The organism is Pontibacter kalidii, assembly GCF_026278245.1.
Lineage (GTDB): Bacteria > Bacteroidota > Bacteroidia > Cytophagales > Hymenobacteraceae > Pontibacter > Pontibacter kalidii.
Genome location: NZ_CP111079.1, coordinates 2,206,953 through 2,230,171, shown reverse-complemented (window position 1 = coordinate 2,230,171; position 23,219 = coordinate 2,206,953). Strand labels below are relative to the sequence as shown.

The window sequence follows — 23,219 nt, the reverse complement described above, 5'->3', positions numbered from 1 at the left end:
GGGTAGTCGTATTCGGTAGGTTGTTAGCTGCTTTTCTTCAGCCGTGTCAGACATTCGTCCTCCAGCGGCTTTTGCAGAAAGCCGGCCACCAGGCTGTTGCCGTTGGCACGCTTGCGCTCCAGCTCATCCACGGACGAGGTAAGGATGTAAATGCGGCAGTGGCCTTTCAGCGCCTGCTCATAAGGGGCAAGGGCGTCAATAAAATCCCAGCCGCTCAGGAAAGGCATGTTCAGGTCCAGGAAAATAACCTCGGGCAGGGAGTCCGCGCTGTTGCCCCGGGCACTCTCCAGCAAGTTTTGTAACGCCATCTTCGCGTCCTGGAAGCCCTCGCACGCTGAGGCGAAGCGTTCTGCCTCCAGAATGGCCTCCGTCAGGAAGATGCTCACCTCATCATCGTCTACAATGTAAACCTTGTTATACATGTTTTGCTCCTAAGTATATCGTAAATGTGGTGCCCTGGTCGGGGACACTTTCAACCGCTATTTTCCCGCTCAGCGCCTGCACCTGCGTTTTCACCATAAACAGCCCGATGCCTTTGCCATGGGTGTTGGGGTGGAAGCGCTTGTAGAGCTGGAACAGCTGGTGCTGCACCAGGTGCATGTCCATGCCTGAGCCGTTGTCGCGTACCGTAAGTACATAGCCCCGGGCATCGCGTTTGGCTGCTACCGCCAGCTCCAGCGGCCGGCAGTCGGCTTTATACTTCAGGCTGTTGGAGATCAAATTGTACAGGATGCTGTACAGGTACGCCCGGATGGACATGAGCCTGTAGCTGGGGTCAACCTCCACCTTTACCTGTGCTCTGTTCAGCTCAAGTTCATCTTTGAACTGCTCCAGTACCTGCTGGCAAACCTGCCCCAGGTATACCGGTTCCCGCGTGCATACCCGGCTGGCGTCGCGGAGGGAGAGGATGTGGTTGATATCCTTCACCACCTCGTCGAGTTGCCGGATGGAGCCTTGCAGTTTTTGCACGACCTGGTCGTAGTTGCTGGCCTCTTTTGGGAGTTTGTTTACCAACTGCGCCAGTCCCAGGGCGTTGGCCACAGGGGCCCGCAGGTTATGGGAGACCATATAAGTGAACTGCTGCAGGTCGAGATTGTGCTTGTAGAGGTCGTCTGCCTGCTTTACGATCAGCTGCTGCGCCTGCACCGTTTCTGTTATATCCTTGGCAATGCCTTGGGTGCCCTGTATTTCTCCCCGGAAGTGTACCGGCATCATGGTGACACTGATATGGCGCTTTGCACCCTCCTTCGTAATGATGAAAATCTCTGCGGTGCATGCCTGGCCCGCCCATACCTGCTTCATCGATTCGGCGGCAACCGCCACTGAGTCGGGGTGTAGCAGCGTGGTGTAAGGCAGATTTAAAAGTTCGGGGCCGGTATAGCCGGTGAGCTCCTGTACATGCCGGTTCACTTTCTGAAAAGTCCCGTTCAGATCCAGCGTGAAAACAGTATCGGGGTGCTCGAAGAACAGGGATTTGTAGTAGGCCTGGTGTTGGTCGTGATCATAGGAAAGCTGAACGGCCTCCGTCACGTCGCGGGAACTGGTGAGAATGCCCCGCACATGCTCGTTGTAGAGCATGTTGCGACCGCTGCACTCCAGCCAGCGCCATTCCCCGCTCTTGTTCCTGAAACGGAAGGGAGGAATAGCCGCCGCAGGGGTGAAGGCCAGCAGCGCTTCCAGCGCCTCCTGCACGCCAGCAAGGTCATCCGGGTGTATGTGTGCCAGCGCATTTACGCCCAGGAGCTCCGCCGGCTGATAACCCAACAAAGCCGTCACAGAATCGCCCACAAAAGTATAAGTACCCTCCTCGTTCAGCACAGCAATCAGCTCCAGGCTATTGCCAACGATGGCCTGGTAGAACTCACGGGAGTAATTCTCCTTAATTTCTTTAAAAGCAGGGGGGTGCAAGCGGCTGAATTAAGATTTAGACTAAAGGTTTCGGAGCATTGTCAGCTATACTTCCGAGCCGTTCTCACAACTGGCGCAGACGATGCGGAAATTCGCTACAATATACACAAGATTTGTATAATCCTATTCTATAATTATTCTTTATACAAAAACGCAACAATGCGATGGGCAAGGGGGCCCTCCCTCATCGTCACATACCTCAGCATGGCAAATGATTCTTCTGTAAGTTCCAGTTGTATCTTCAGCATCACTTGCTCGGATTATACTTTTTAAAGGTGTGATGTTGTTCTTAATTACCCTATACTTGCTTAACTTTCCCCGCTTTGCCGTCTATCATACATTGGCTCTGCTGACGTTAACCCTACTTACCATCTCCAACATGCTGCTTATGAAGCTCTTTACCCTCCCACGTTTCTTTGTGCTCTTCATCCTTCAGGTTCTGCACTGGCAGGTGCAGGCGCAGGTTGTCACCACCGTTCCGGCCTTCCCGACGGCTGGCAAGGAGGTAACCATCACCTTCGACCTGACCAAGGCTAAAGATCCACGCGCCAAGAACCTGCTTGGCAAAACAAATGATGTGTACCTGTGGTCCGGGGCCGGCACCTCAGCGACCGGAGACGCCTTTGAGTACCAGCCTGCCGGGCAGAAGACCTGGGGAGCGCCTTTTGAACCAGGCAGAATGACCCCGCTGGGCAACGACAAGTGGCAAATCACCCTCGTGCCCCGTACGTACTTTGGCGTGCCTGCCGTTACCCCCATCCGCAAACTGGGCCTGCTGCTGAAAAATGGCAGCGGTTCGGCGCAGACCGAGGATATCATCATCGAGGTGTATGAGGATGAGCTGAAGGTCTCGTTTCAGAGGCCGGGGCAGGACTTTTTCTTTGTGCAAGCCAACAGCACCATCGAGGTAGAGGCGGTTGCCTCTGAAGCAGCCGAACTGCGTCTGCTGCACGATGGGGTGGAAGTAAGAAGAAGTGTGGGCGGCGAGAAGCTGAGCCAAACTATCCGCACCGGCCCCGACAGAGGGCTGCGCCACCAGGTAGCCATCGAAGCCATAAAAGCGGGGGAAAGTGCCTCGGATGTGTTTGAGTACATGATCAAGCCAGAAGTGCCGGTGGCGGCGCTCCCTGCAGGCATGGTGGACGGCATAAATTACATCAATGAGGCCGAAGTGGTGCTGGTGCTGTACGCGCCGCACAAAGAGCATGTGTACGTGATCGGCGAGTTTAACGACTGGCAGCCAACACGGGACCATTTAATGAACCAAACACCGGACGGCGAGCGCTACTGGCTGCGCATAGAAGGACTTCCTATCAGGGAGGAGGTCGCGTACCAGTACCTGGTGGACGGTAGTATCGCCGTGGCCGACCCTTATACGGATAAGATCCTCGACCCCGGGAACGACCCTTACTTGGGCGATGTGAACTACCCCAACCTGAAGCCATACCCTACAGGCGCCAGCGGCATTGTATCGGTATTGCAAACAGAACAGCAGGAGTACAGTTGGCTTGCAGAAAACTTTGAGCGTCCGGCTGTGGACCAACTCGTGATTTACGAGCTGTTGGTGCGCGACTTTGTGGCCACGCGCAATTACAAGACGCTCACCGATACCCTCAGTTACTTCAAGCGATTGGGTATAAATGCCATACAGTTGATGCCGGTCATGGAGTTTACAGGCAACGAGTCGTGGGGCTATAACCCGATCTTCTACTTCGCCCCGGACAAGGCCTACGGTACCGAGGAAGACCTGAAGGCTTTTATCGATGCCGCGCACAAAGCGGGCATAGCTGTGATACTTGACGTGGTGCTGAACCAGGCCGACTACGAGTTCCCGTACGTGAAGCTGTACTGGGATGAAGAGAACGACAGTCCGGCAGCTAACAACCCATATTTTAACCAGGAGGCCACGCATCCCTTCAACGTGTTCTTCGACTTTAACCACGACAGCCCGGCCACCAAGGCCCTGGTGCAGCGCGTGACGGCGTATTGGCTGCAGGAGTATAAGGTGGACGGTTTCCGCTTTGACCTCTCCAAAGGGTTTACCCAGAAGAACACAGGCGACAACATAGATGCCTGGAGTGCCTACGATGCCGACCGCGTAGCCACCTGGAAACGCATCTACGACGAGATCCGCAGCGTGGACGAGACGGCTTACGTGATTCTGGAGCACTTTGCAGACAACGCCGAGGAGAAGGAGCTGGCTAACTATGGCATGCTGTTCTGGGGCAATGCTAACCACGATTTGCGCCAGCTGGGCAAAGGGCAGAACGCTAACCCGCAGTGGTTGTCTTACCAGGTGCGGGAGTGGGAGCAACCGCATGTGATCGGGTATATGGAGAGCCATGACGAAGAGCGCTTTCTGTTTGATGTAAAGCAGAATGGGAAATCTTCCGGCAGCTACAACACCCGCGACCAAAGCACCGCCCTAAACCGCGCTAAACTGGCAGCTGCCTTTGCCCTGACCATACCCGGCCCGAAAATGGTCTGGCAGTTCGGGGAACTGGGCTATGATACTTCGATAGACGAGAACGGCCGCACCAGCAACAAACCCCTGCGCTGGAATTACCAGAGCGATCCGGAGCGCGCCAAGCTCTTCCAGGTATATGCTGAACTGATCAAGCTCAAAACATCCCAGCCCGCTTTCACCACCGAAGATTTTACGCTCGACTTAGAGAGCATCGTGAAGCGCATCACCCTGAAGGACGAGGGTATGGACGTGTTCCTGATCGGTAACTTTGATGTGAAGCAGCAGCAGCCTCAGGCCAATTTTCCCAAAGCCGGCACCTGGTACGACTACTTTACCGGCGATGAGCTGATTATTACCGAACCGGACAAGGAGATCCTGCTGGCCCCGGGCGAGTTTAGGCTCTTCACCACCCAAAAGCTGGACGCGCCTGCGCCCAACCTGTTGCCGTGGTCGCGTATTATACTTGGTGCGGAAGATGGGTTAATGGCCGGCAGAAGTATAAAAGTATACCCAAACCCGGCTCCGGGCGCGGCCACTTTATACTTTGAGAGCGCCTACCGCGGCACGGTTCAACTGCAGGTACTGGACGTGACAGGCCGCATCATCTACCACCAGACTTTAAACAAGACACAGGAAGTTTTGCAGCAACAGGTGCTGCTGCAAAACATGGCCAACGGCCTTTATTACCTGCAATTCACGGCCGGGCACGAACGCCACGTGCAGAAGCTGGTAAAGGTAGCGCAGTAAAGGCGGGCTGAAACTGTTACCAAGTATAAAGCAGCTCCTGTGCCGTGGTATAGGAGCTGCTTTTGTTTTGTATAACCTATAATCCGGAGCTGGGTAGCCTGAGGTCATTGCGTTAGTCTGATCAGCAAAAAATATTTTAAGGTAGGAGGGATAAAAGGCACTTACTGCAACTATAGTAGTTAGTGAGCAGGCACTGAGTCTGTTTTAACTCCTTATTAACTTAAATGAAGTATCAAAATTATAGGGCTTCTGACTTTGCTGCGGATGAAGACTTCATCAAATGGGTGCAGCAGCCTACTGAGGAGATGGATGCGTTCTGGGATGCTTATTTGCAGGAGCACCCCTGGCAGCGCACTGCTGTGCAGGAGGCACGTAAGATGGTGCTCCACTTGTCGGAAGATTCCTGGCCAGCCGCAGACACCGCGCTGGATGAAGTATGGGAACAGCTCACTGCTGCCCGCCAGCGCGACACCGAAGTGGGGGAGGAATCTGCCGTTGTAGTGGCGCTGGAACCTGCTGTCCCCAATAAATATGCCCTTCTTTGGGCCGCCGCCGCTGCCGCATTGCTTTTGGTAAGTAGTTTCCTTTATTACCAGCAGCGCGAAACCACCGTAACATACGCTACTGCAGCTGGGGAACGCCTTCACCTACGCCTGCCCGACAGCTCCACCGTGGTGCTCAACGCTAACTCAACGCTGGTGCTTCCCGCCAAATGGCCAAAGGATGCAGAAAGAACAGTGCACCTGGAGGGACAGGCCTTCTTTTCTGTAACGCATAAACACAACAATCAAAAATTTATAGTTGAAACCGCCGACGGGCTTGCGGTAGAGGTACTGGGCACGGAGTTCAGCGTCTCCAGCAAAGGCAACCAGCAGCAGGTTATACTTGAGAGTGGCAAGGTGCGCCTCAAGGTGCCTGGCGAAGGAGAGGAGCAACAGGTGGAAATGCAGCCCGGCGAGCTGGTGGAGGTGACGGAGCAGAGGCACATCATTCAAAAGAAGGTAAAGCCAGCGCTCTACACCGCTTGGAAGAACACGGACCTGGTGCTGGAAAACATAACGCTGGAGGAAGTGGGCCAGATGCTGCAGCATAGCTATGGTTACTCAGTAACCATCACGGACCCTGCCCTGAAGCACCAGCGCATCACCGCTTACCTGGATAGCAACACGCCAGGCCATATACTTTCTACCTTATCGGAAACGCTGCAGGTAGAGGTGCAAACACAACACAAAAGCATCACTATAAGCTCTAACTGATTATTAACTAAATTCCTATGGGTAAAAAAACTACAAACCGAACAAGGACATACGGCCTCATAACGGCTGCATGTTTCCTTTACTTTTCGGGAGCAGCTCAGGATCATTACGACGGTCAGGTGGCCTTGGCTGCCAGTTCAAACGTAGTGAGCCAGAGTTCTTCCACAAAGTCGCTGAACGACGTGCTGCGAGACCTGCGCAACAAGTATGGCATACAATACTCTTACAAGGCCGATGTGGCGCAAAACCTACAGCTGCAGGTGCCGGCTGGCCTTGCGGAGGAGCAGAACGTGGAGGTGGTGCTCTCAAAGGTATTAACCCCGGGCGGCTTGACCTATAAGAAGGTGAACAACGTGTACATCATCGTAAAGGATGTGAACACTGCGCCCGCCGCCACGCCGGCTGCCTCACCGGCTAAAACTACGAACGCGAGACAGGAGCAGACTATCCGCGGCACTGTAACGGATGATGGCGGTATCCCACTTCCCGGCGTGACCGTGGTGGTAAAAGGGACTACGCGTGGTACCTCTACCGATGCTAGCGGTAACTTTACCCTTTCCGTGCCAGCCAACTCCACACTGGTGCTCAGCTTCATCGGCTTCCAGACGCAGGAGGTTCCTGTTGGCAATCAAGCCACGTTTAACATCGCCATGCAAATCGACACCAAGGCGCTGGAGGAGGTTGTGGTTGTGGGGTATGGTACACAGCGCAAGCAGGATGTAACAGGCTCGGTTGCCTCCATATCACCTAAGGAGTTTAATAACGGTGTAGTTGGTACCCCGGACCAGTTGCTAGCTGGCAAAGTGCCCGGCCTGACTGTAAACCGCAGCAGCGGTGACCCTACCGCTGGTTCTACCATACAGCTGAGAGGCCCGTCCTCACTTACTGCAGGTTCCTCTCCCTTCTACGTGATTGACGGCGTGCCAGGCGCTTCCATCGATCTGGTGGCCCCAGATGACATTGTATCCATGGACGTGTTGAAAGACGCCTCTGCCACCGCAATCTATGGTTCAAGAGCAGCGAACGGTGTGATCATGGTTACCACCAGAAGAGGCAAGGCAGGTGCCCCAACTCTATCTTACAGCGGCTATGCAGCCTTAGAAACAGTAGCCAACAAAATTGATGTCCTGAGCGCGGACGAGTACCACCGTTTTCTGGCTGACAATGATATGGAAGTGGCGGCCAGCGAGGATGGCGCAAGCACAGACTGGCAGGAGGAGATCTACCGCAACGGAATTTCCCAGAACCATAACATAGGTTTCAGCGGCGGGAATGAAACTACGCGCTACAATGCCTCTGTTAACTACTTCAATAACGAAGGTATCATAAAGAGAAATTCCCTGGAGCGTGTTATCGGCCGCTTAGGCGTTGATCAGGATATGTTCGAAGGCAGGCTGCGCTTGGGCTTGTCTGTAGTGAACACTATGATCAACTCTAACCACGTAGACTACGGTATCTTCAACGGAGCTGCCAGGTTCCTGCCTGTTTCTCCTGTCACCAGCGATGCTACGGAGTATGAGCGCTATGGAGGATATTTCCAGGTGCCGGGCCGCACAAACTACTTTAACCCGGTAGCCATGTTGAACCAGCGTGATGAGGAGCGCAACAGAAACATTATGCTGGGCTCTGCAAAGGTTGGCGTAGACATTCTGCCAGGCCTGGTGCTTGACTTAACAGGCTCGTTGCAGCGAGAGAACTATGACCGCAACTACTACATGCGCCGTAGCGATTTCGACCCGCGTGCCTTAGGAATCGGTTATGCCGAGCGTGAAGGCCTTAAGCACACAGACAAGATTTTCGAGTCGGTATTGAACTATACTAAAAACTTTGCTGACCGTCATAAGCTGAAGCTTTTAGGGGGCTACTCTTACCAGAATACCATGAGAAACGATGGTATTAAAGCCATTAACGATAATTTCTCTTCTGATGAGCTTGGCGCTGGTAACCTGTTCGCCGGTAACGGTGATGCCGCCCTGCACTTTAGAGGGTTCCCAAGAAAAGAAGAGTCTACGCTGGTGTCATTTTTTGGCCGTGTAAACTATAGCTTTGATGAAAAGTACATACTGAGCGCCACACTGCGCCGTGACGGGTCTTCTAAATTCGGGGTGAACAACAGGTGGGCGATGTTCCCGTCATTTGCTGCAGCCTGGAGAATATCCGAAGAATCGTTCATGCAGACGCAGAGCCTGTTCAGTGACCTGAAGCTTCGTGTTGGCTACGGTATCTCTGGTAACCAGAACATTCCTCCATACCGCTCTATTACACTGTTCGGCCCTCAGGAAGACCAGTTCCTTTACAATGGTGAGTTCATCAACAGCTATTCCGTTATTCAGAACCCTAACCCTGACCTGAAGTGGGAGAGCACCTCGATGCTGAACGTGGGTGTGGACTTCGCAATCCTGAATGGCCGTGTTTCCGGTACAGTAGAGTACTATGATAAGCAGACAGATGACCTGCTGTATGAGTACAATGTGCCAACCCCTCCTTACCAGTTTAACCGACTGCTGGCCAATGGTGCTACCATGAGTAATAAAGGTGTAGAGGTTATGCTGACAGGCGAGGTAATGAGCAGCAGCAACTTTAGCTGGAACAGCTCGGTTAACTTCGCGCGCAACAAGAACGAGGTAGGCTCACTTGCCAGTAACGTAGACAACCTGAACGTAACGCAGCGCCTGGAAGGCTACCTGACGTTGGATGGCTGGACAGGCCAGTCTGTGAGTTTGGTTGAGCCAGGTCTGCCACTAGGTACGTTCTATACGGCCAGGTACATTGGCTATGATGAAAATACGCGCCAGACGATCTATCAAACCCCTCAGGGCGAGCTGGTGACGGCAGATCAGCTGCGCACACCAGACGATTTCCAAATTGTTGGGCAGGCCTTGCCTAAGTTTACGTACGGTTGGAGCAACAACTTTAACTATAAGTCCTTTGATTTTGGCTTCTTCCTGAGGGGTGTGTATGGTAACAAGATTTTCAATGCTACCAGAGCCGACTTGTCTCGCCTAACACAGGCAACATCATTCAATATCTCTCAGGAGGCGCTTGAGGATGGCATCTTCGAGGCGCCTGTGGCATCGAGCCGCTGGATTGAGGATGGCTCTTTTGCACGCCTTGAGTATGCCACACTAGGGTACAACTTTAATGTGGCTGGCTTGAAGTACCTGAAAACGGCAAGAGTTTATGTGACTGGCCAGAACCTGTTTGTAATTACGGATTATACCGGCGTAGACCCAGAGGTATCGCTAGATGGCCTGGCTCCAGGTATCGACAACCGTAACTACTACCCTAAGACAAGGTCTTTCCTGCTGGGGGTAAACCTAAGTTTCTAGTCTAATACTATTTAATACGGAATTGAATATGAAATCACTGATAAGAAAAAGTTTGGTAGTCTTGGGCTGTGCCTCAGTGGGTGCTTTCGCATCTTGTACAGACCTGGACGAAGAAGTATACTCTGACTATACAGAGCAGAACTTCCCATCCACGCCTGAGCAGTACGCAGCCCTGACCGGGCCTGTGTATGTAGCCGCCCAGAAGTTCTTCGACAATAACTTCTATGACCTGCAGGAGACAGCAACAGATGAGGTAGTAGTGCCTACCCGTGGCGGTGACTGGTTTGACGGCGGCAAGTGGCGTGCGATGCACTTGCACACCTGGACTCCTTCTCACGAGCTGATGCGGAACTCTTGGGACTGGGGCTTTAACGCCATCGGTACAGCGAACCGTATCCTGACGCAACTGGAGACTGCTCCGGAGTCTGACAACAAGCGGCAGACGATTGCAGAGGTGAAGACCATGCGCGCCTGGTATTATTACAACATGATGGATGCTTTCGGGAACATACCGGTAGTGACCACATTTGATGATAATGCTGCTGCCCCGATGCAAATGCCACGGGCTGAGGTGGCTGCCTTTATTGCTGCTGAGCTAGAGGAAAACCTGCAGTACCTGACAGAGGAGGTAAGCCCAACCACCTACGGCAGGCCTACCAAGTGGATGGCCCACACGCTGCTGGCGAAGCTCTACCTAAACTCTGAGGTATACACCGGCAAAGCAACGGCGCCGGATGGAGAGCTTTACTGGGATAAGGTGGTAAAGCATGCCGACGCAGTCATCAACTCGGACAAATATGCGTTGGAGTCGAACTACTTCGATATGTTTAAACCTACCAATGGCCCTCAGAACAGAGAACCCATCTTCTCGATTCCGTTTGACGCGGTGAAGGCAAAGGGTAACCTGCTCTACAACAAAGTGCTGCACTACGCACACCGCGATACTTACGGGCTGACCACTAACCCCTGGAACGGCTGGACCACTACGCCAAGTTTCTTCAACCTGTTTGCAGATCAGGACATACGCAAGCAGCAGTGGCTGTACGGGCAGCAACTAAACGCAAGCGGCGACAACCTTGTGTACAATGGCGTGAATGTGGTGCTGGATCCTTACTATTTCCCGGCCTTCGATGTAGGAGGCGAGGATGACCTGGGCCGCCTAGCTGGTGCCCGTAACATCAAGTATCTGCCAGACCCAAACGCTGTTAACTTCAACGCTAATAACGACGTGGTGATCTTCCGTTATGCCGACGTGCTTCTGATGAAAGCGGAGGCTATCCTAAGGGGCAGCAGCCTAGGGTCAAGGGCTGATGCGCTGGCGCTCGTAAACCAGGTCCGTGACAGAGCCTTCAACGATAACCCTGAGTTTAGGTACACAGACGCTAACCTGACTCTGCAGAACATCTACAATGAAAGAGGCCGCGAGTTTGCGCTGGAGATGACCCGTCGTACAGACATGATTCGCTTCGGGAGGTTTGAGGATGAAATACTGTTTAAGCCTGCCAACCCGGGTGAGACCTATAAGCGTCTCTTTCCGATTCCAGCTACAGCGATCGCGTCAAACCCTAACCTTGTGCAAAACCCTGGTTATTAATCCTAAAATTTCGAAAAATGAGAAGAGTAAATATACTATACAGGCTTATGGCGCTGCTCTCGCTTAGCGGTGCCCTGCTGACGTTCAGCTCTTGCGACAAGGTAGAGCATGAGTTGGATGAACTTGTAGTGTCGCTTGACGCGCAGACACCGGATACAGTCTTCTTCGGTGAAACGTTTGAGGTAAAGTTGTTGGCAAACCAGGCCAGGGAAGTGCAGATTTCCTTGGCTCATGAAGATAACCCTACTGAAACAGTTCACACTGAGACGCTGGTTAACGAAGGAAATGGATTTGTTTTCACTACGGAGGTAGAGGTGCCGGAAGACGGCTCTTGGTCCGGTGATTACGTGCTGAAAGCTGTTGCTGTAGGTGGCGGTGGCCAAACGGAGAAGACAAGAACTGTGCATTTCAAGCCTTCCCCAATCAAAAACTATTATTTGGTCGGTGGGTCGTCTGCTGCTGGCTGGGAGCCAACCAACGGAATCAAGATGATGCGCCATACAAAAGAAGATGATGGGGTGGTGACCGAGTGGTATGATGTGTTCGGTTACTTCACCGTAGATGGCGATGGCTTGAAGATCCTTCCTACTAACACAGGATGGGATGGCGACATGGGGGCCAAAAAGGGAGAAGAAGGTGCCCTGACGGACACGGATGAGGATAACATCACCGTTCCGGCCGATGGCTTCTACCGCTTGCGCATCAACCCTAAAGCTGGAACGTACAGCCTGGTTAAATCTAACTGGGGAGTTATTGGTGATGCGACCCCGGGTGGATGGGACAACGATACTGACATGACACTGGTTTCTGCCAGCAAAGGAAAGTATGAGTGGACCGCCACGATCAACCTGGAAAGCGGTAAAGCTTTCAAGTTCAGGGAGAATGATGGCTGGGATGTGAACCTCGGCTTGGACGGTTCCGGACCTCAGCTCAAGTATGATGGCGGCAACATTCAAGTAGGTGCCACCAAGCAATACACCGTGAAGCTAAACTTGACCCCGTCTGGCTACACGTACACAATAGAATAAGTAAGGCCACATATAAAACCAAAACAGCCCGGTAGCTTTTGCTGCCGGGCTGTTTTATTTTACCTTTTAGAGAAAGCATAAACCCTTAGCCGAGATGTACGGCTTCTCTACAGGCGTTATACTTTAATTTACACTTCTGCCGGCTATTTAGCCCGGCCAAACCTGTTGCCGAAGAAGTCACCTTCGTTCCAGGTAGGCTTTTGCACGTCCTGGGCCACCAGGTAGCCGATCAGGAAGTTGAGCTGCACATACTTTTTGGCGGCGTCAAAATCGAAGGTGCCGCCCTCGAAGTTGTCCTGCGGTTTATGGTAGTATTTCTCGCGCCATACTTTCACGGTCTCGTCCAGGTTGTTTTTGCCGTCTGCGGTTTTGTTGCCATACTTGATATGGAGCGCCGGTACGCCCTGTACCACAAAGCTGTACTGGTCGCTGCGCACAAAGCGGTTCTGCTCTGGCTCCGGGTCTTCCTCCACATCCAAACCCAGGTACTCGCTGGCCTGCTGTACCTCATCCTGCAAAGACGAGTGCGCGGCTCCCAGCGGCACCACCGCCAGCAGCGGCGCGATAAGGGTTGGCATGTCGGTATTCACGTTGGCTACTAGCTGGCTGGCTGGCACGGTAGGGAATTTAGCAAAGTAGGCAGAGCCCAGCAGGCCCATTTCCTCCGCCGTTACCATCACGATTAGTATAGAGCGCTTCGGCTTCTGTTTTAGGTTGTCGTATATCTTGGCAATCTCCAGCAGGCTGGCCACTCCGGAAGCGTTGTCGTGGGCGCCGTTGTAGATCGAGTCGCCATCGATTGGCTTGCCTACGCCTACGTGGTCGAGGTGGGCACTATGCACCACGTACTCGTTTTTGAGTACCGGGTCGGAGCCTTCGATTTTGCCCACCACGTTGTATGTCTCGATATCCTCGTAGCGGTTGCTGTAGTTGCTGCTGATGCTAAACGGAAGCGGTGTAGAGGCGGGTGTACCGCTGCGGAGGCTACCGGCTACCTGCTGCAGGTCCTGCCCGGCGGCGGCCATCAGCTTCTGCAAAACGTTGAAATGCACCATCCCCAGCAGCTTGATAGCCTCATGGTGACTGCGCGAGGCGGCCACTTTCCCATCGGCACCCATTACGCTGGACATGCCACGGGTGGAGAAGTCAGGCAGCCCCCCATTCGGGTTCATCGATGCGACCAGTACACCCACGGCCCCGTTTTTGGCAGCGGTGTTCAGAATGGTTTGGTAATCGGTGCTGTAAGATGCCACCGTAGAAGGGAAACCCTCCGGTGTGCCGCGCACGATCACCACTACTTTTCCTCTGGCATCTATGTTGGCATAGTCATCATAGTTCATGTCCGGGGCACTGATGCCGAAGCCCGCAAACACCAGCGGCGCCTGCAGCGACACCTGCTCCTGGCCTGCGTTCGGGAAGATCGTAAAGTCCTTGCCATATGCCAGCTCCACAGTGCCCGCTGTATCGGCAGTTAGCTGCATGGTAGCCTTCGGGTTGGTGTAAGCGGTGCGCACCCGCACCGTTTGCAGGTACGTGTTGTTCTCCCCGGCAGGCTTCACGTTCAGCTTTCTGAACTGGTCGGTAACATAGTCTACAGCCAGCTGAAAGCCCGGCGTGCCCGGCTTGCGGCCCAGCAATTTATCGTCGGCCAGGTAGGCGATGTGCGCGCTGATGTCGGCGGGTTTTACTTTCTTCATTGCCTTGGCCACGGGCCTGGGCACCTCAGCCGTTTGGGCATAAGCTGCTGAGGAGGCCAAAGCCAGGCAAAGGCCTGCCGCTAAACATTTCCATTTCATAATTCTCTTGTTGATCATCCTGTAAATTAAACTATTAACCGCCATTTATGCTACCCATGATCCAAACCAGCAGAAATTTATGGGGTAAGGATGTATCGCGGAAGTATAAAATGGAGTAAGCAGGCATGGTTGCTTTTATTAACATCGGAGGGAAGAGAAACCATATCATTCAATTAACCAGCAATATGCTGGGCATACGCTTATAACTCGTTATCTTTAAGATGATATGGCTAGGCTGTCATACGTCCGGTAACCGGCAGCGGGAAGTATGAACTTTCGGTATGGCCGCCATTCTATAAGACACACATGAGTTTAGAGAAGACACTAGACCTGATCAGGCAAATAGCAGAGAGTACCGTACGTGACGAAGCTCCCGTAGTGGACAAAGAGGCGATGTGGCCCGAGCAAAGTATGCGCAGGCTGCAACGGGAGGGGCTCGGAGGTTTTGTGGTGCCGAAGGAGAGCGGTGGCCTGGGGCACGGCCTTTTCGGGCTGGCGCAGGCCTGTGAGCTGATAGGAGAGGAGTCTGCCTCAGCCGGGCTTTGCTTCGGAATGCACTCCGTGGGCACGGCCATGATTGCGGCCAAGGCCACGGAGTATCAGAAAAAGAACTTTCTGGAACCCATAGCTGCTGGCGAGCATCTGACCACGCTGGCGCTGAGTGAGCCCGGCACAGGCTCCCATTTTTACTTCCCGCAAACGCAGTTGCTGTCGGTATCTGAAAGCGAGTTTATACTGAAGGGCGAGAAGACGTTTGTGACCAACGGCAGCAAGGCCGATTCGTACGTTATCTCCACAATGGGCGTAGACCCGGAGGCCATGCAGCATGAGTTTTCATGTGTGGTGGTGGAGGGAGATCGGGAGGGCCTGCGTTGGGGGGCGAAGTGGAACGGAATCGGAATGCGCGGCAACTCCTCGCGCAGCCTGGCCCTGCAGGAGGTGAGGGTACCGGCCCAAAACCTGTTAGGCGACCAGGGTGACCAGCTGTGGTACGTATTTCAGGTAGTGGCGCCTTACTTCCTCACGGCCATGTCGGGTACGTACCTGGGGGTGGCGCAGGCCGCCTTTAATGAGGCCCGCGAGCACCTGATGAAGCGCTCTTATCGCCACAGCGGTATGTCGCTGAGCCATAACCAGCTGCTGCAGCACCGCCTTGGCACACTATGGGCCAAGATAGAGCGCACACGGCAGCTTATTTACAGTGCCACTCGCCAATACGACAACGGAGACCCCATGGCCGTGCTCTCCATCATATCCTCTAAAGCCGAGGTGGCCAATTGTGCCGTAGAGGTTGTGAACGAGGCTCTGACCCTCTCCGGGGGTATTGCCTACCGCGAGAACTCCCGGTTGGAGCTACTGCTGCGCGATGCCCGCGCCGCACACGTCATGGCCCCGACCACCGACATACTTTATACCTGGCTGGGCCGCGCCCTGCTGGAGCAACCTATACTCGACAGTTAGTTACCCCATGACGGAGATCCTCTATACCGGCCTCTATACTTCCACGCTTGCGCTCCTGAAGGAAAATTTGCAGGGGGTGGACGTCACGTTCGAGGAGGTGGCTGAGGGCGAGGTGCGCCGCATGGACGGCAACCTGAAGAAGTATGGCGTACTGCTGGTGGGTGAGGAGGTGAACAACCCGGTGCGCGTGGCGCAGGAGGCTTATGCCCGCGACAAAACCCTGTCGGTGTTGCTGATCAACGATGAGCGCAATTTTGTGCGGGTAAAGCAGTCGCTGCAGTTCTCCCCATTTGTGGGGCCAACGGTGATGTGCGTGTCCAGCCAGGTGCAGGAGCGGCTGGTGGACATGGTGCAGGATGCCGCGCAGCGGACGGCGCAGCGCCGCAGTTTCCAGAAGATGCGGAAATCGGTCGCCACTGACCTGGACTTTAGCCTGACGGCGCTGGAGAAGGTGCCTGGTGATTACACGGCCCGTGTGCTGGAGGAGGCGCCCATCGGTGCAGCGCTTATTTCCAAGTACGGCAAGGTGCTCACCATTAACACGTATGCGGCCCACCTGTTCGGTAAAACTGAGCGCGAGATTTTGAGCGGCCCCCTGCTGCCGCTGTTTCCAGTGCAGGTGCAGCCGGACGTGGAAAAGTTTGTAAACCAGGAGACCATTACGGAGCAGAAGCGCGTGTTTGAGCTGCCGCTCGAGGCGGGGGTAAAGTACCTGGAAATTTCGCTGGCGGAGGTGGACGACCGCAACCGGGAGAACTTCAGGATCCTCATCATCAACGACATCACCGAAACCATACGCTCGCAGCAGCGCACCCAGGCGCACCTGCACGAACTGGAGCAGATGAACGCTAACCTCAAGCGCCTGAACACTGACCTCGATACCTTTGTGTACACCGCCTCCCATGACCTCAAATCTCCCATCCTGAACATTGAAGGGCTGGTGGAGCTGCTGGAGGGAAGCCTGGGCGAGAAGCGGCAGGACGTGGCAGCGGAGCTGGCGCATATAAAGGCATCGGTGCAGCGCTTTAAAAACACCGTGGAAGACCTTACTGAGGTGGCGCGCATCCAGAAGAGCTTTGAGCAGGAGGCCACGCTGCTGCATGTAGAAAAGATGGTGAAGGAGGTGAAAGAGCTTGTTTCCTTTGAGATAAGTGCTGCCGATGCCGTGGTGGAACTGGATTGTAGCGCCGCGCCGCAGCTATACTTCTCTAAGCGCAACTTTAAAAGTATACTTTACAACCTTATCAGCAACGCCATCAAGTATAAATCGCCGGACCGTGCTCCGCATATTGGCATTAAAACCTGGCAGGAGGGGAGCGATTTTTACCTGCAGGTGAAGGACAACGGCCTGGGCATACCTGACTCTAAACGGCAGCGGGTGTTTGAGCTGTTTAAGCGCCTGCACGTGCACGTTCAAGGCACTGGCATAGGCTTATACATTGTGAAACGCGTTGTGCAGAACAACGGCGGTGAGATTGACCTGCAAAGCAAGGTAGGGGAGGGAAGCACTTTTACGATCAGGTTGAAAGTATAGCCTTTACGCTTCTTTATTTTCCTCTGTCCCTTTTACTAGCGCATCGACTACCAAGCCTGTGGCTACGGCATAGATAGTATGGAACAGCAGGTCTTTGCCGATAGCCGCTGGCTTCCACTCCGTAGCTGGCTCCATCACACCCAGCTGTGGCATTACCGCGAGCTCTGTACCCCACACGGCCCCCAGATGCGTTAATGTGCCCGCGGTGCCGCTCATGCCAAACTCCGCCAGCAGCGCGCGAGGTATACCCCAGGCGGTGCCATAGGCAAAGTGCATCAGGTTATTGACGTTCTCCTTGGCGTCCTCGTCTTCGGCTTTCACCCCAAATACTTTTTTAGCTGCCTGATAGGGCGTGTCGCTGGATTCGCGGTTGTTTTGCCGCATCTCTAGCATCTGGGCAATGGTCATCGCGGCGGTTCCGATAAGTCCGGCCACAATGCCTTTGCCAATGGCTCCTGCTACTCGGGCTGTAGTGGATGTGATGTCGTTAACTGTTTGTTTGTCGTTCTGCATAGCTTTTCAGGTTAGTGGTTTATACTTACTCTGTAGCGGTGGTTAGTGTTTTGGCTATGCTTTTATACTTGCCGGTTATACTTTATATCGTGTCTTTCTGGTGCAGGTCTTCCGACTTGTGTCCTACGAATCATGTTGCGTTTTGGACCCGACTGGCTAGCTTGAAATCTATACTTCTATACTTGGGATGTTCTTTATACTTGCCGGTTTAAGCATTATAGCTCCTGCTGGCGCTTAGCCTCTGCTTGTGCCTCTCTTAGCCTCTGCTTCCTGCAACTTGAGTCAAGCTATCCTTACTAGCTGCTGTTCATCCACGGCTTTACAGACCTATCGTTTCATTTCTGACTTTGGCTCCCTCTAGCCCGGGAGGGCTCGTCCTGGGGGTAGGGGCCCTCGATAAGGGCATCGCGCTGGGAGCTTTTCCTGCCCTCGTGCCTCGGGCTGCCTCACTTCGTTCAGCACCGGAAAAACTCGCATAGGCGCTCCACCCAAGGACTGGGTATCATTTCGATAGCCACTGCTATTTATCATCTCGACCTTTGGGAGAAATCTCTATAGAATATCGGATAGATCTCTCGCCCTGCTCGAGATGACAGGGAAAGTAGTAAGTATGGCTCCCCTCCTTGGACTACCGAGAACGAGAGTTCGAAGGTAGCGAGCGCAGCTCTGAGGGGCAGGGGTGGTTGGACCCGGTGCTACAGAATTCCCCTCTTGGGAGGGGGTAGGGGTGGGTTTATACCTGTAGGAACAGGTCGCGACCAGTCCGCGTGACATCAGCAACTATGAAATTTATACTTGAGCCACAGTAGTCACAGGCTCCCCACCTAGCAAAGCCTCGGATCCCGGACTTGTTTCGGAAGAGGGGCAGGGGTGGTTGGGCCCAGCGCTGCTGAACTTCCTCTATTCTGGGTAAACCCCTCAAAAAGGGAAGAGGTTAATGAAGAGGAGGAATTAAAAGAGGTATAGCCGAATACTACTTGTTGCAACCACTACAGCTTCGCTCTATGGCCCCACCCTGGTAGTGCTTTTCGAAAAACTCATCGCACCAGAGGCAGATGTTCTGTAGCTGTGCTGTTCGCTCCCTGGCGTACTCCTCGGGTATTCCTATGCTTTCGCCCATAGCCAGGGGATTGCCCTCATTTATCTTCTGCCATATCTCGGATTTAGACACCCGCTGCAGCACGTCGGCTACTTTCTCGGTGCGGGCATCGCCGAGCGGAACTTTGGTGCCTGGGCAGCAGGGATTTATTTTCCAGAGCTGGATAGAGATCTCCTGCGGAATGTCCTCAGCTCCTGTTAGGAAGCCTTTGCCCCCGGAGAGGATGGCGCAGAAGTTATGCTCCGGGTCCTGCTTCCAGTGGCCTTTTTCATAGGCGCGGCCGCGGGCCCAGTTACCACCCAGCCACATATCGATGGTAGCGCCCCAATAGCCCCAGCTGGCTTTGTGCCGGGTGATATAGGTGTCTTTTTCGATGAGTGGATCCTTGTCGTCGCCGTTCACGCCGCGGCGATGGAACAAATCGGCCAGTTCCATGAGGCGAGCGCCGGCGTGTTTGTGGTAACGGTCAATGCTGGCGATGTCGAAGCGGGTAATGCCTTTCTCGAGTAGCGTGTCCAGTATCTGCTCGGTCAGCAGGTCTCCGTTGGTTTGCAACATGATCTGCACGCGGCCCTGGTAGAGCTCCTGCAGGCGGTCGAGGATAGCGTAAAGCAGCTTTTTGTCGGCCAATGGCTCACCACCCGAAAGGATCAGGCGATCCATGCTATCGGGAAGGTTTCCAATAATAGCCAAGCACTCCTCCTCGGAGATGCGCTCGCCATGCGGACCGGAGTTATTATAGCAGTGGTCGCAGTGGTCGTTGCAGAGCTGCGTGAACACCCAGTAAACCGATTCGATATGGTTAAAGTCCTGTGGCATGATTAGTTGGTATATTATGTTCAATACTGTGCCAGAAAGCCAGCTCTTCCTGCACACCGGTCTGAGGGTCTTCCATAAATGCTTCCCTGGAAGTATAAACCTGCAGTTTACCCGCCACCATATAGGCAAAACGGTTGCCAACCAGCAGCGCCTCCTTCACATCATGTGTTACAAACAGGGCGGTGATGCGATACTTTCGGGCCAGTTGCAGGAACAGCCTTTGCATGCTGGCGCGGGTTTGGGTGTCTAGGCTGGCGAAGGGCTCATCGAGCAAAAGGACGCGCGGCAGAAAAATGATGGCCCTGCCAAAGGCTACCCGCTGCCGCTGTCCGCCCGACAGCTGCGACGGCTTTTTCTGTGCATGCTCCTGCAGCTCCAGTTCCTCCAGCATACTTTGTACTTTCTGCCTCACTTTGTCTTCTGCCTCTTTCCGAACACGCAAACCATAGGCAATGTTCTCAAACACGCTCAGGTGCGGAAAAAGTAGAGGCTCCTGGAACAGGTAGACCATCTCCCGCTCGCGCGGTGGCACGGTATCCATACTTTCGCCGGCCCATGTTATACTTCCGTTGTCCGGTGGGAGCAGCCCGGCCACTGCTTTGAGCAAGGTGGTCTTGCCGCAGCCCGAGCGCCCCAGCACCGCCAGTATCTGCCCCTGCGGCAATTCCAACGACACCTGATCAAGCACCGTGTGAGCATTATAGGTCTTATATAGGTTTTGTATCGACAGCATCAGATCCCTCTAAAAACAAACTTTTTGTTGAGCCACAGCAAAAGGGCAGGAGGCAGCATGATCAGCAGCGAAGCCAGGGCTGCATGAAAAATGTTGGCTTCATTCACATACTTAAACACTAAGATGGTCAGCGTTTTTACCTTTCCCAAACCGATGAACTGGGTTAATCCATACTCGAACCAGGAGATGAGGAAGGTCTGGAAAAGGCAGATGAGCAGCAGGGGCTTTGCCAGTGGCAGCAGCACGCTCTGCAACGTATAAACCGTCGAAGCGCCCAAGGTTTGCGACTGTTGCTCCAGCTGCAGTACCTCATAGCTCCAGAAGCTCTGGAAAAAAATCACGGCAAACGGGAAAGCCAATATAAGCTGGCCCAGCAGCACACCGATCACTTCGCCGCTCATGCCAGTTAACAGAAAAAAACGCTGCACCAGGATGGCCAGCACCACCGGCGAGAGCACGAAAGGCCAGTAGGCCAGCAGCAGCCAGCGGTTTTTATACTTTGCCTGGGCTATTTCCTTGCTGATGATGAAGCCTGCCAAGGTAGCAAGAATGGCCACGCCCACACCAAGCAAAAGCGAGAGCAACAGGCTTCCCTGCAGCTCGCTTTGCCCCACCAGCAGCTCCTGCCAGTTGCTCAGCGTAAAGCGCTGGGGCAAAATGCTCGGGTAAAACCACGCCTGCCCCACCGACAGCATCCCGAAGAATAGGAACGGCAAAAGTATGGCCGAGGCAAGTAAGGCAGTCAGGATTCTCCTAAGCATGGCGCTGCAGTTTTTTAAAGCTGATAGAGAGCAGGAGCAATACAAACAAGGTAAAGGCCGCGCTGATGGCGTAGCCCTGCGGGATGTCGAGCAGGTTGAAGCGCTGAAACTTCTGCACCGCCAGCACCGACACCATCTGCTGTTGCTGGCTGCCGATGAGCAGCGGGATTTCATAAGAACCCAGGATAAAAATGAAGTATAGCAGCAGGTTTGGCGCAGCGGTTTTAAGTATGGTGGGGATGGCGATGCGCCTGACAAAGTATGGCTTGCCGGCTCCGAGGTTAACCGACACCTCCTGCAACTGCGCCAGGTGCTGCTCGCGGTATATAGCCTGGAAGAGCAGTGTCAGGAACGGCACTGCCATCAGCACATGCGCCAGTATAATGCCGAAACCAAGGTTGTCGTGCACCAGGCTGGGGAACTCCTGCAGTTCAGCTATCCAACCCACTCCATACACTACCCGCGACACCAGCCCGGATTTGGTAAGCAGCTGAAACACCAGAAAACCCATGACCATGGCCGGAAGGGTGAGGGGCAAGTATAAAAGGTAGCTCAGGGAACCGCTTCGGAGGCTTTTCTGAAAGTATAAGGTCAGGAAGAGGGCAGCGGCTGTGGCAATGGTGATAGCGACTACGGCTATATAAAGGCTGTAGGCCAGGGAGTGGAGGAAAGCGCCACTGCTCCATACGGTTTGCCAATGCTGCAGGGTAAAGCCCGTGCTGAGCGCACCCGTCAATCCGAAGCTATAGGCCAGGCCATAAAGTAGTCCGCCCGCCACGGGCAGCACTGCCAGCAGCAGGAAAGCTAAGCGTAGGTATATGCCAGCGCCTACCTTAGTTTTGCTCAATAACTTCTGTTCTGAAATCGTCATAGAGTCTGATCATATACTCAGGTGCTAGTTCCTCAAAAGCCCTGTCCTGGATGGCAGCGCGGTCGGGGGCATGCCGGCGGGCAGGGATGTTCTGGAATTTTTGCTGCCACTCGGTAGGCAGTTTCTCAGTTGCCAGCACCGTCCCATCTCCCCATACTTCGGGGCTGGCCTTCTGATACTGCGCCTCCGGCGACTGCAGGAAGTTGATCACCACCAGCGCCCCCGGCAGGTTACCTGACTGCTTTAGGATGCCCAGGTAGTGGGTGTTCTGGATCGTGCCTGGCTCCGGCACATAGGCACGGGAGCTTTCCGGGAAAACGCCCTGCAGGATCTTGTTATCTACCTCGCCGTCGTTGTTGCTGAAAGTAAAGTTCACCTCGCCGTTGGCGTAGAGTTGGTGCAGCTGCGAAAGCGTGGCCGGAAAGGTCTGCCCCTGCTTCCAGAAGTAGGGTTTCAGCCGGTTGATCTTTTGCCACAGCTGCCTGCTGTATTTTTTATACTTCACTTCGACAAAATCACCGGCCAATTCTTCTTTTCCGGCCAGGGCGATCATCCAGGATTTGAGCAAGGTCATGCCGGTGAATTCGTTGGGAATAGTGAAGGTGCCGGGATTGTTTCTGATGTAGCTTTCCAGTCCGGCAAAAGAAGCGGGTGGTGTTGGTACCTTCTCAGCATTATAAATAAAAGCCAGCTGCACGTTGCCCCAGGGCGCTTCCATGCCTTCTACCGGCTGCTGAAAGTCGCGGGCAATGAAAGGGCTCTGCCAATTCACGTACCGGTTGTTGGGCAAAAGCTCCGTAAACGGGCCATAGAGCGCGTCGAGCTGGCGCAACTGGTAAAAGGTCTCGCCATTGATCCAGGCCACATCCATTTCACTGAAAGTTTTGCCAGTTTCTTTCTCGCCCAAAGCCAGCCCCACAATGTCCTTTCCCTGCCCGGAGTTAATGTCGAGCGTGATGCCATACTGCTTTTGCAGCTGCGGCTTCACATAGTTTTGCATGTATTTGTTGATGAGCGGATCGCCCTGCCACATCATTAGCTGCACCGTGGTGCCCCTGGCCGCCGCTTCTATACTTGCCCAGCTGGCTTTCTGCACATTCAGTTGTTGCTGGTTACTGTTTCCGCAACTGCTGCATAGCAGGGTGAGGAGTAGTAATAATATACTGATGTTCTTCATGTTTTACCTTTTCCTCGGCCCCTTCCCTAAAGACAGGGGAGGGATGTATACTTTTATACTTTTTTGCCACATGCTTAGCGCATCTTGTGGTGGTTCCCGAGATGACGCGCTAGCGCTCTAGCTTTA

At 53.9% G+C, this 23,219-nt stretch carries 16 protein-coding genes; 7 read left to right on the top strand and 9 right to left on the bottom strand.

The window, feature by feature from the left end:
- Positions 1-23 precede the first annotated feature (23 nt).
- On the bottom strand, positions 24-422 hold the full coding sequence (locus OH144_RS09475; protein WP_266206059.1) for a response regulator: 399 nt from the start codon (positions 420-422) through the stop codon (positions 24-26).
- Positions 415-1,908, bottom strand: coding sequence for a sensor histidine kinase (locus OH144_RS09470; protein WP_266206058.1), 1,494 nt, complete (start codon positions 1,906-1,908; stop codon positions 415-417). Before OH144_RS09470 ends, OH144_RS09475 begins: the two co-directional genes overlap by 8 nt.
- 379 nt (positions 1,909-2,287) lie before the next feature.
- Between OH144_RS09470 and OH144_RS09465 the strand changes: the two genes are divergently transcribed.
- The 5 genes from OH144_RS09465 to OH144_RS09445 all read left to right on the top strand — a co-directional run bounded on the left by OH144_RS09465 (position 2,288) and on the right by OH144_RS09445 (position 12,329).
- Positions 2,288-5,122 carry a DUF4961 domain-containing protein gene (locus OH144_RS09465; protein WP_266206057.1) on the top strand — a complete coding sequence of 945 codons (2,835 nt, stop codon included), beginning with the start codon at positions 2,288-2,290 and terminating at the stop codon, positions 5,120-5,122.
- Positions 5,123-5,346: 224 nt separating this feature from the next.
- Positions 5,347-6,378: a FecR family protein gene (locus OH144_RS09460; protein ID WP_266206056.1), complete on the top strand. Its 1,032-nt coding sequence runs from the start codon at positions 5,347-5,349 to the stop codon at positions 6,376-6,378.
- Between the two features lie 125 nt (positions 6,379-6,503).
- Positions 6,504-9,707 carry a SusC/RagA family TonB-linked outer membrane protein gene (locus OH144_RS09455; protein WP_266206055.1) on the top strand — a complete coding sequence of 1,068 codons (3,204 nt, stop codon included), beginning with the start codon at positions 6,504-6,506 and terminating at the stop codon, positions 9,705-9,707.
- A 28-nt stretch (positions 9,708-9,735) separates the two neighbouring features.
- Entirely contained in the window at positions 9,736-11,301 is a 1,566-nt protein-coding gene (locus tag OH144_RS09450; RefSeq protein ID WP_266206054.1) for a RagB/SusD family nutrient uptake outer membrane protein, read from the top strand.
- A gap of 17 nt (positions 11,302-11,318) precedes the next feature.
- Entirely contained in the window at positions 11,319-12,329 is a 1,011-nt protein-coding gene (locus tag OH144_RS09445) for a SusF/SusE family outer membrane protein (protein WP_266206053.1), read from the top strand.
- Positions 12,330-12,472: 143 nt separating this feature from the next.
- Here the strand turns inward: OH144_RS09445 and OH144_RS09440 are convergent, their stop codons facing one another.
- Positions 12,473-14,125 (bottom strand): M28 family peptidase, encoded by a 1,653-nt coding sequence (locus tag OH144_RS09440; RefSeq protein ID WP_266206052.1) that lies wholly within the window; start codon positions 14,123-14,125, stop codon positions 12,473-12,475.
- A 306-nt stretch (positions 14,126-14,431) separates the two neighbouring features.
- On the opposite strand from OH144_RS09440, the gene OH144_RS09435 reads away from it, so the two are divergent.
- Together OH144_RS09435 and OH144_RS09430 are read left to right on the top strand one after the other, a co-directional pair.
- The gene (locus OH144_RS09435) at positions 14,432-15,586 is read left to right on the top strand and encodes an acyl-CoA dehydrogenase family protein (RefSeq protein ID WP_266206051.1); all 1,155 of its coding nucleotides are present in this window, start codon (positions 14,432-14,434) and stop codon (positions 15,584-15,586) included.
- Between the two features lie 7 nt (positions 15,587-15,593).
- A complete protein-coding gene (locus OH144_RS09430) occupies positions 15,594-17,120 on the top strand; it encodes a sensor histidine kinase (protein ID WP_266206050.1) in 1,527 nt (508 codons plus the stop codon).
- 3 nt (positions 17,121-17,123) lie between these two features.
- Here OH144_RS09430 and OH144_RS09425 read toward each other — a convergent pair whose 3' ends face one another.
- The 6 genes from OH144_RS09425 to OH144_RS09400 form a co-directional block, all read right to left on the bottom strand.
- Entirely contained in the window at positions 17,124-17,633 is a 510-nt protein-coding gene (locus OH144_RS09425) for a hypothetical protein (RefSeq protein ID WP_266206049.1), read from the bottom strand.
- A 973-nt stretch (positions 17,634-18,606) separates the two neighbouring features.
- Positions 18,607-19,551: a radical SAM protein gene (locus OH144_RS09420; protein WP_266206048.1), complete on the bottom strand. Its 945-nt coding sequence runs from the start codon at positions 19,549-19,551 to the stop codon at positions 18,607-18,609.
- Complete coding sequence (locus tag OH144_RS09415) at positions 19,535-20,284, bottom strand: ABC transporter ATP-binding protein (protein WP_266206047.1); 750 nt, start codon at positions 20,282-20,284, stop codon at positions 19,535-19,537. The genes OH144_RS09420 and OH144_RS09415 overlap by 17 nt, the downstream gene beginning before the upstream one ends.
- Positions 20,284-21,045: an ABC transporter permease gene (locus OH144_RS09410; RefSeq protein ID WP_266206046.1), complete on the bottom strand. Its 762-nt coding sequence runs from the start codon at positions 21,043-21,045 to the stop codon at positions 20,284-20,286. The genes OH144_RS09415 and OH144_RS09410 overlap by 1 nt, the downstream gene beginning before the upstream one ends.
- Entirely contained in the window at positions 21,038-21,892 is an 855-nt protein-coding gene (locus OH144_RS09405; protein ID WP_266206045.1) for an ABC transporter permease subunit, read from the bottom strand. Before OH144_RS09405 ends, OH144_RS09410 begins: the two co-directional genes overlap by 8 nt.
- Positions 21,879-23,093: an ABC transporter substrate-binding protein gene (locus tag OH144_RS09400; RefSeq protein ID WP_266206044.1), complete on the bottom strand. Its 1,215-nt coding sequence runs from the start codon at positions 23,091-23,093 to the stop codon at positions 21,879-21,881. The genes OH144_RS09405 and OH144_RS09400 overlap by 14 nt, the downstream gene beginning before the upstream one ends.
- Positions 23,094-23,219: the final 126 nt, after the last annotated feature.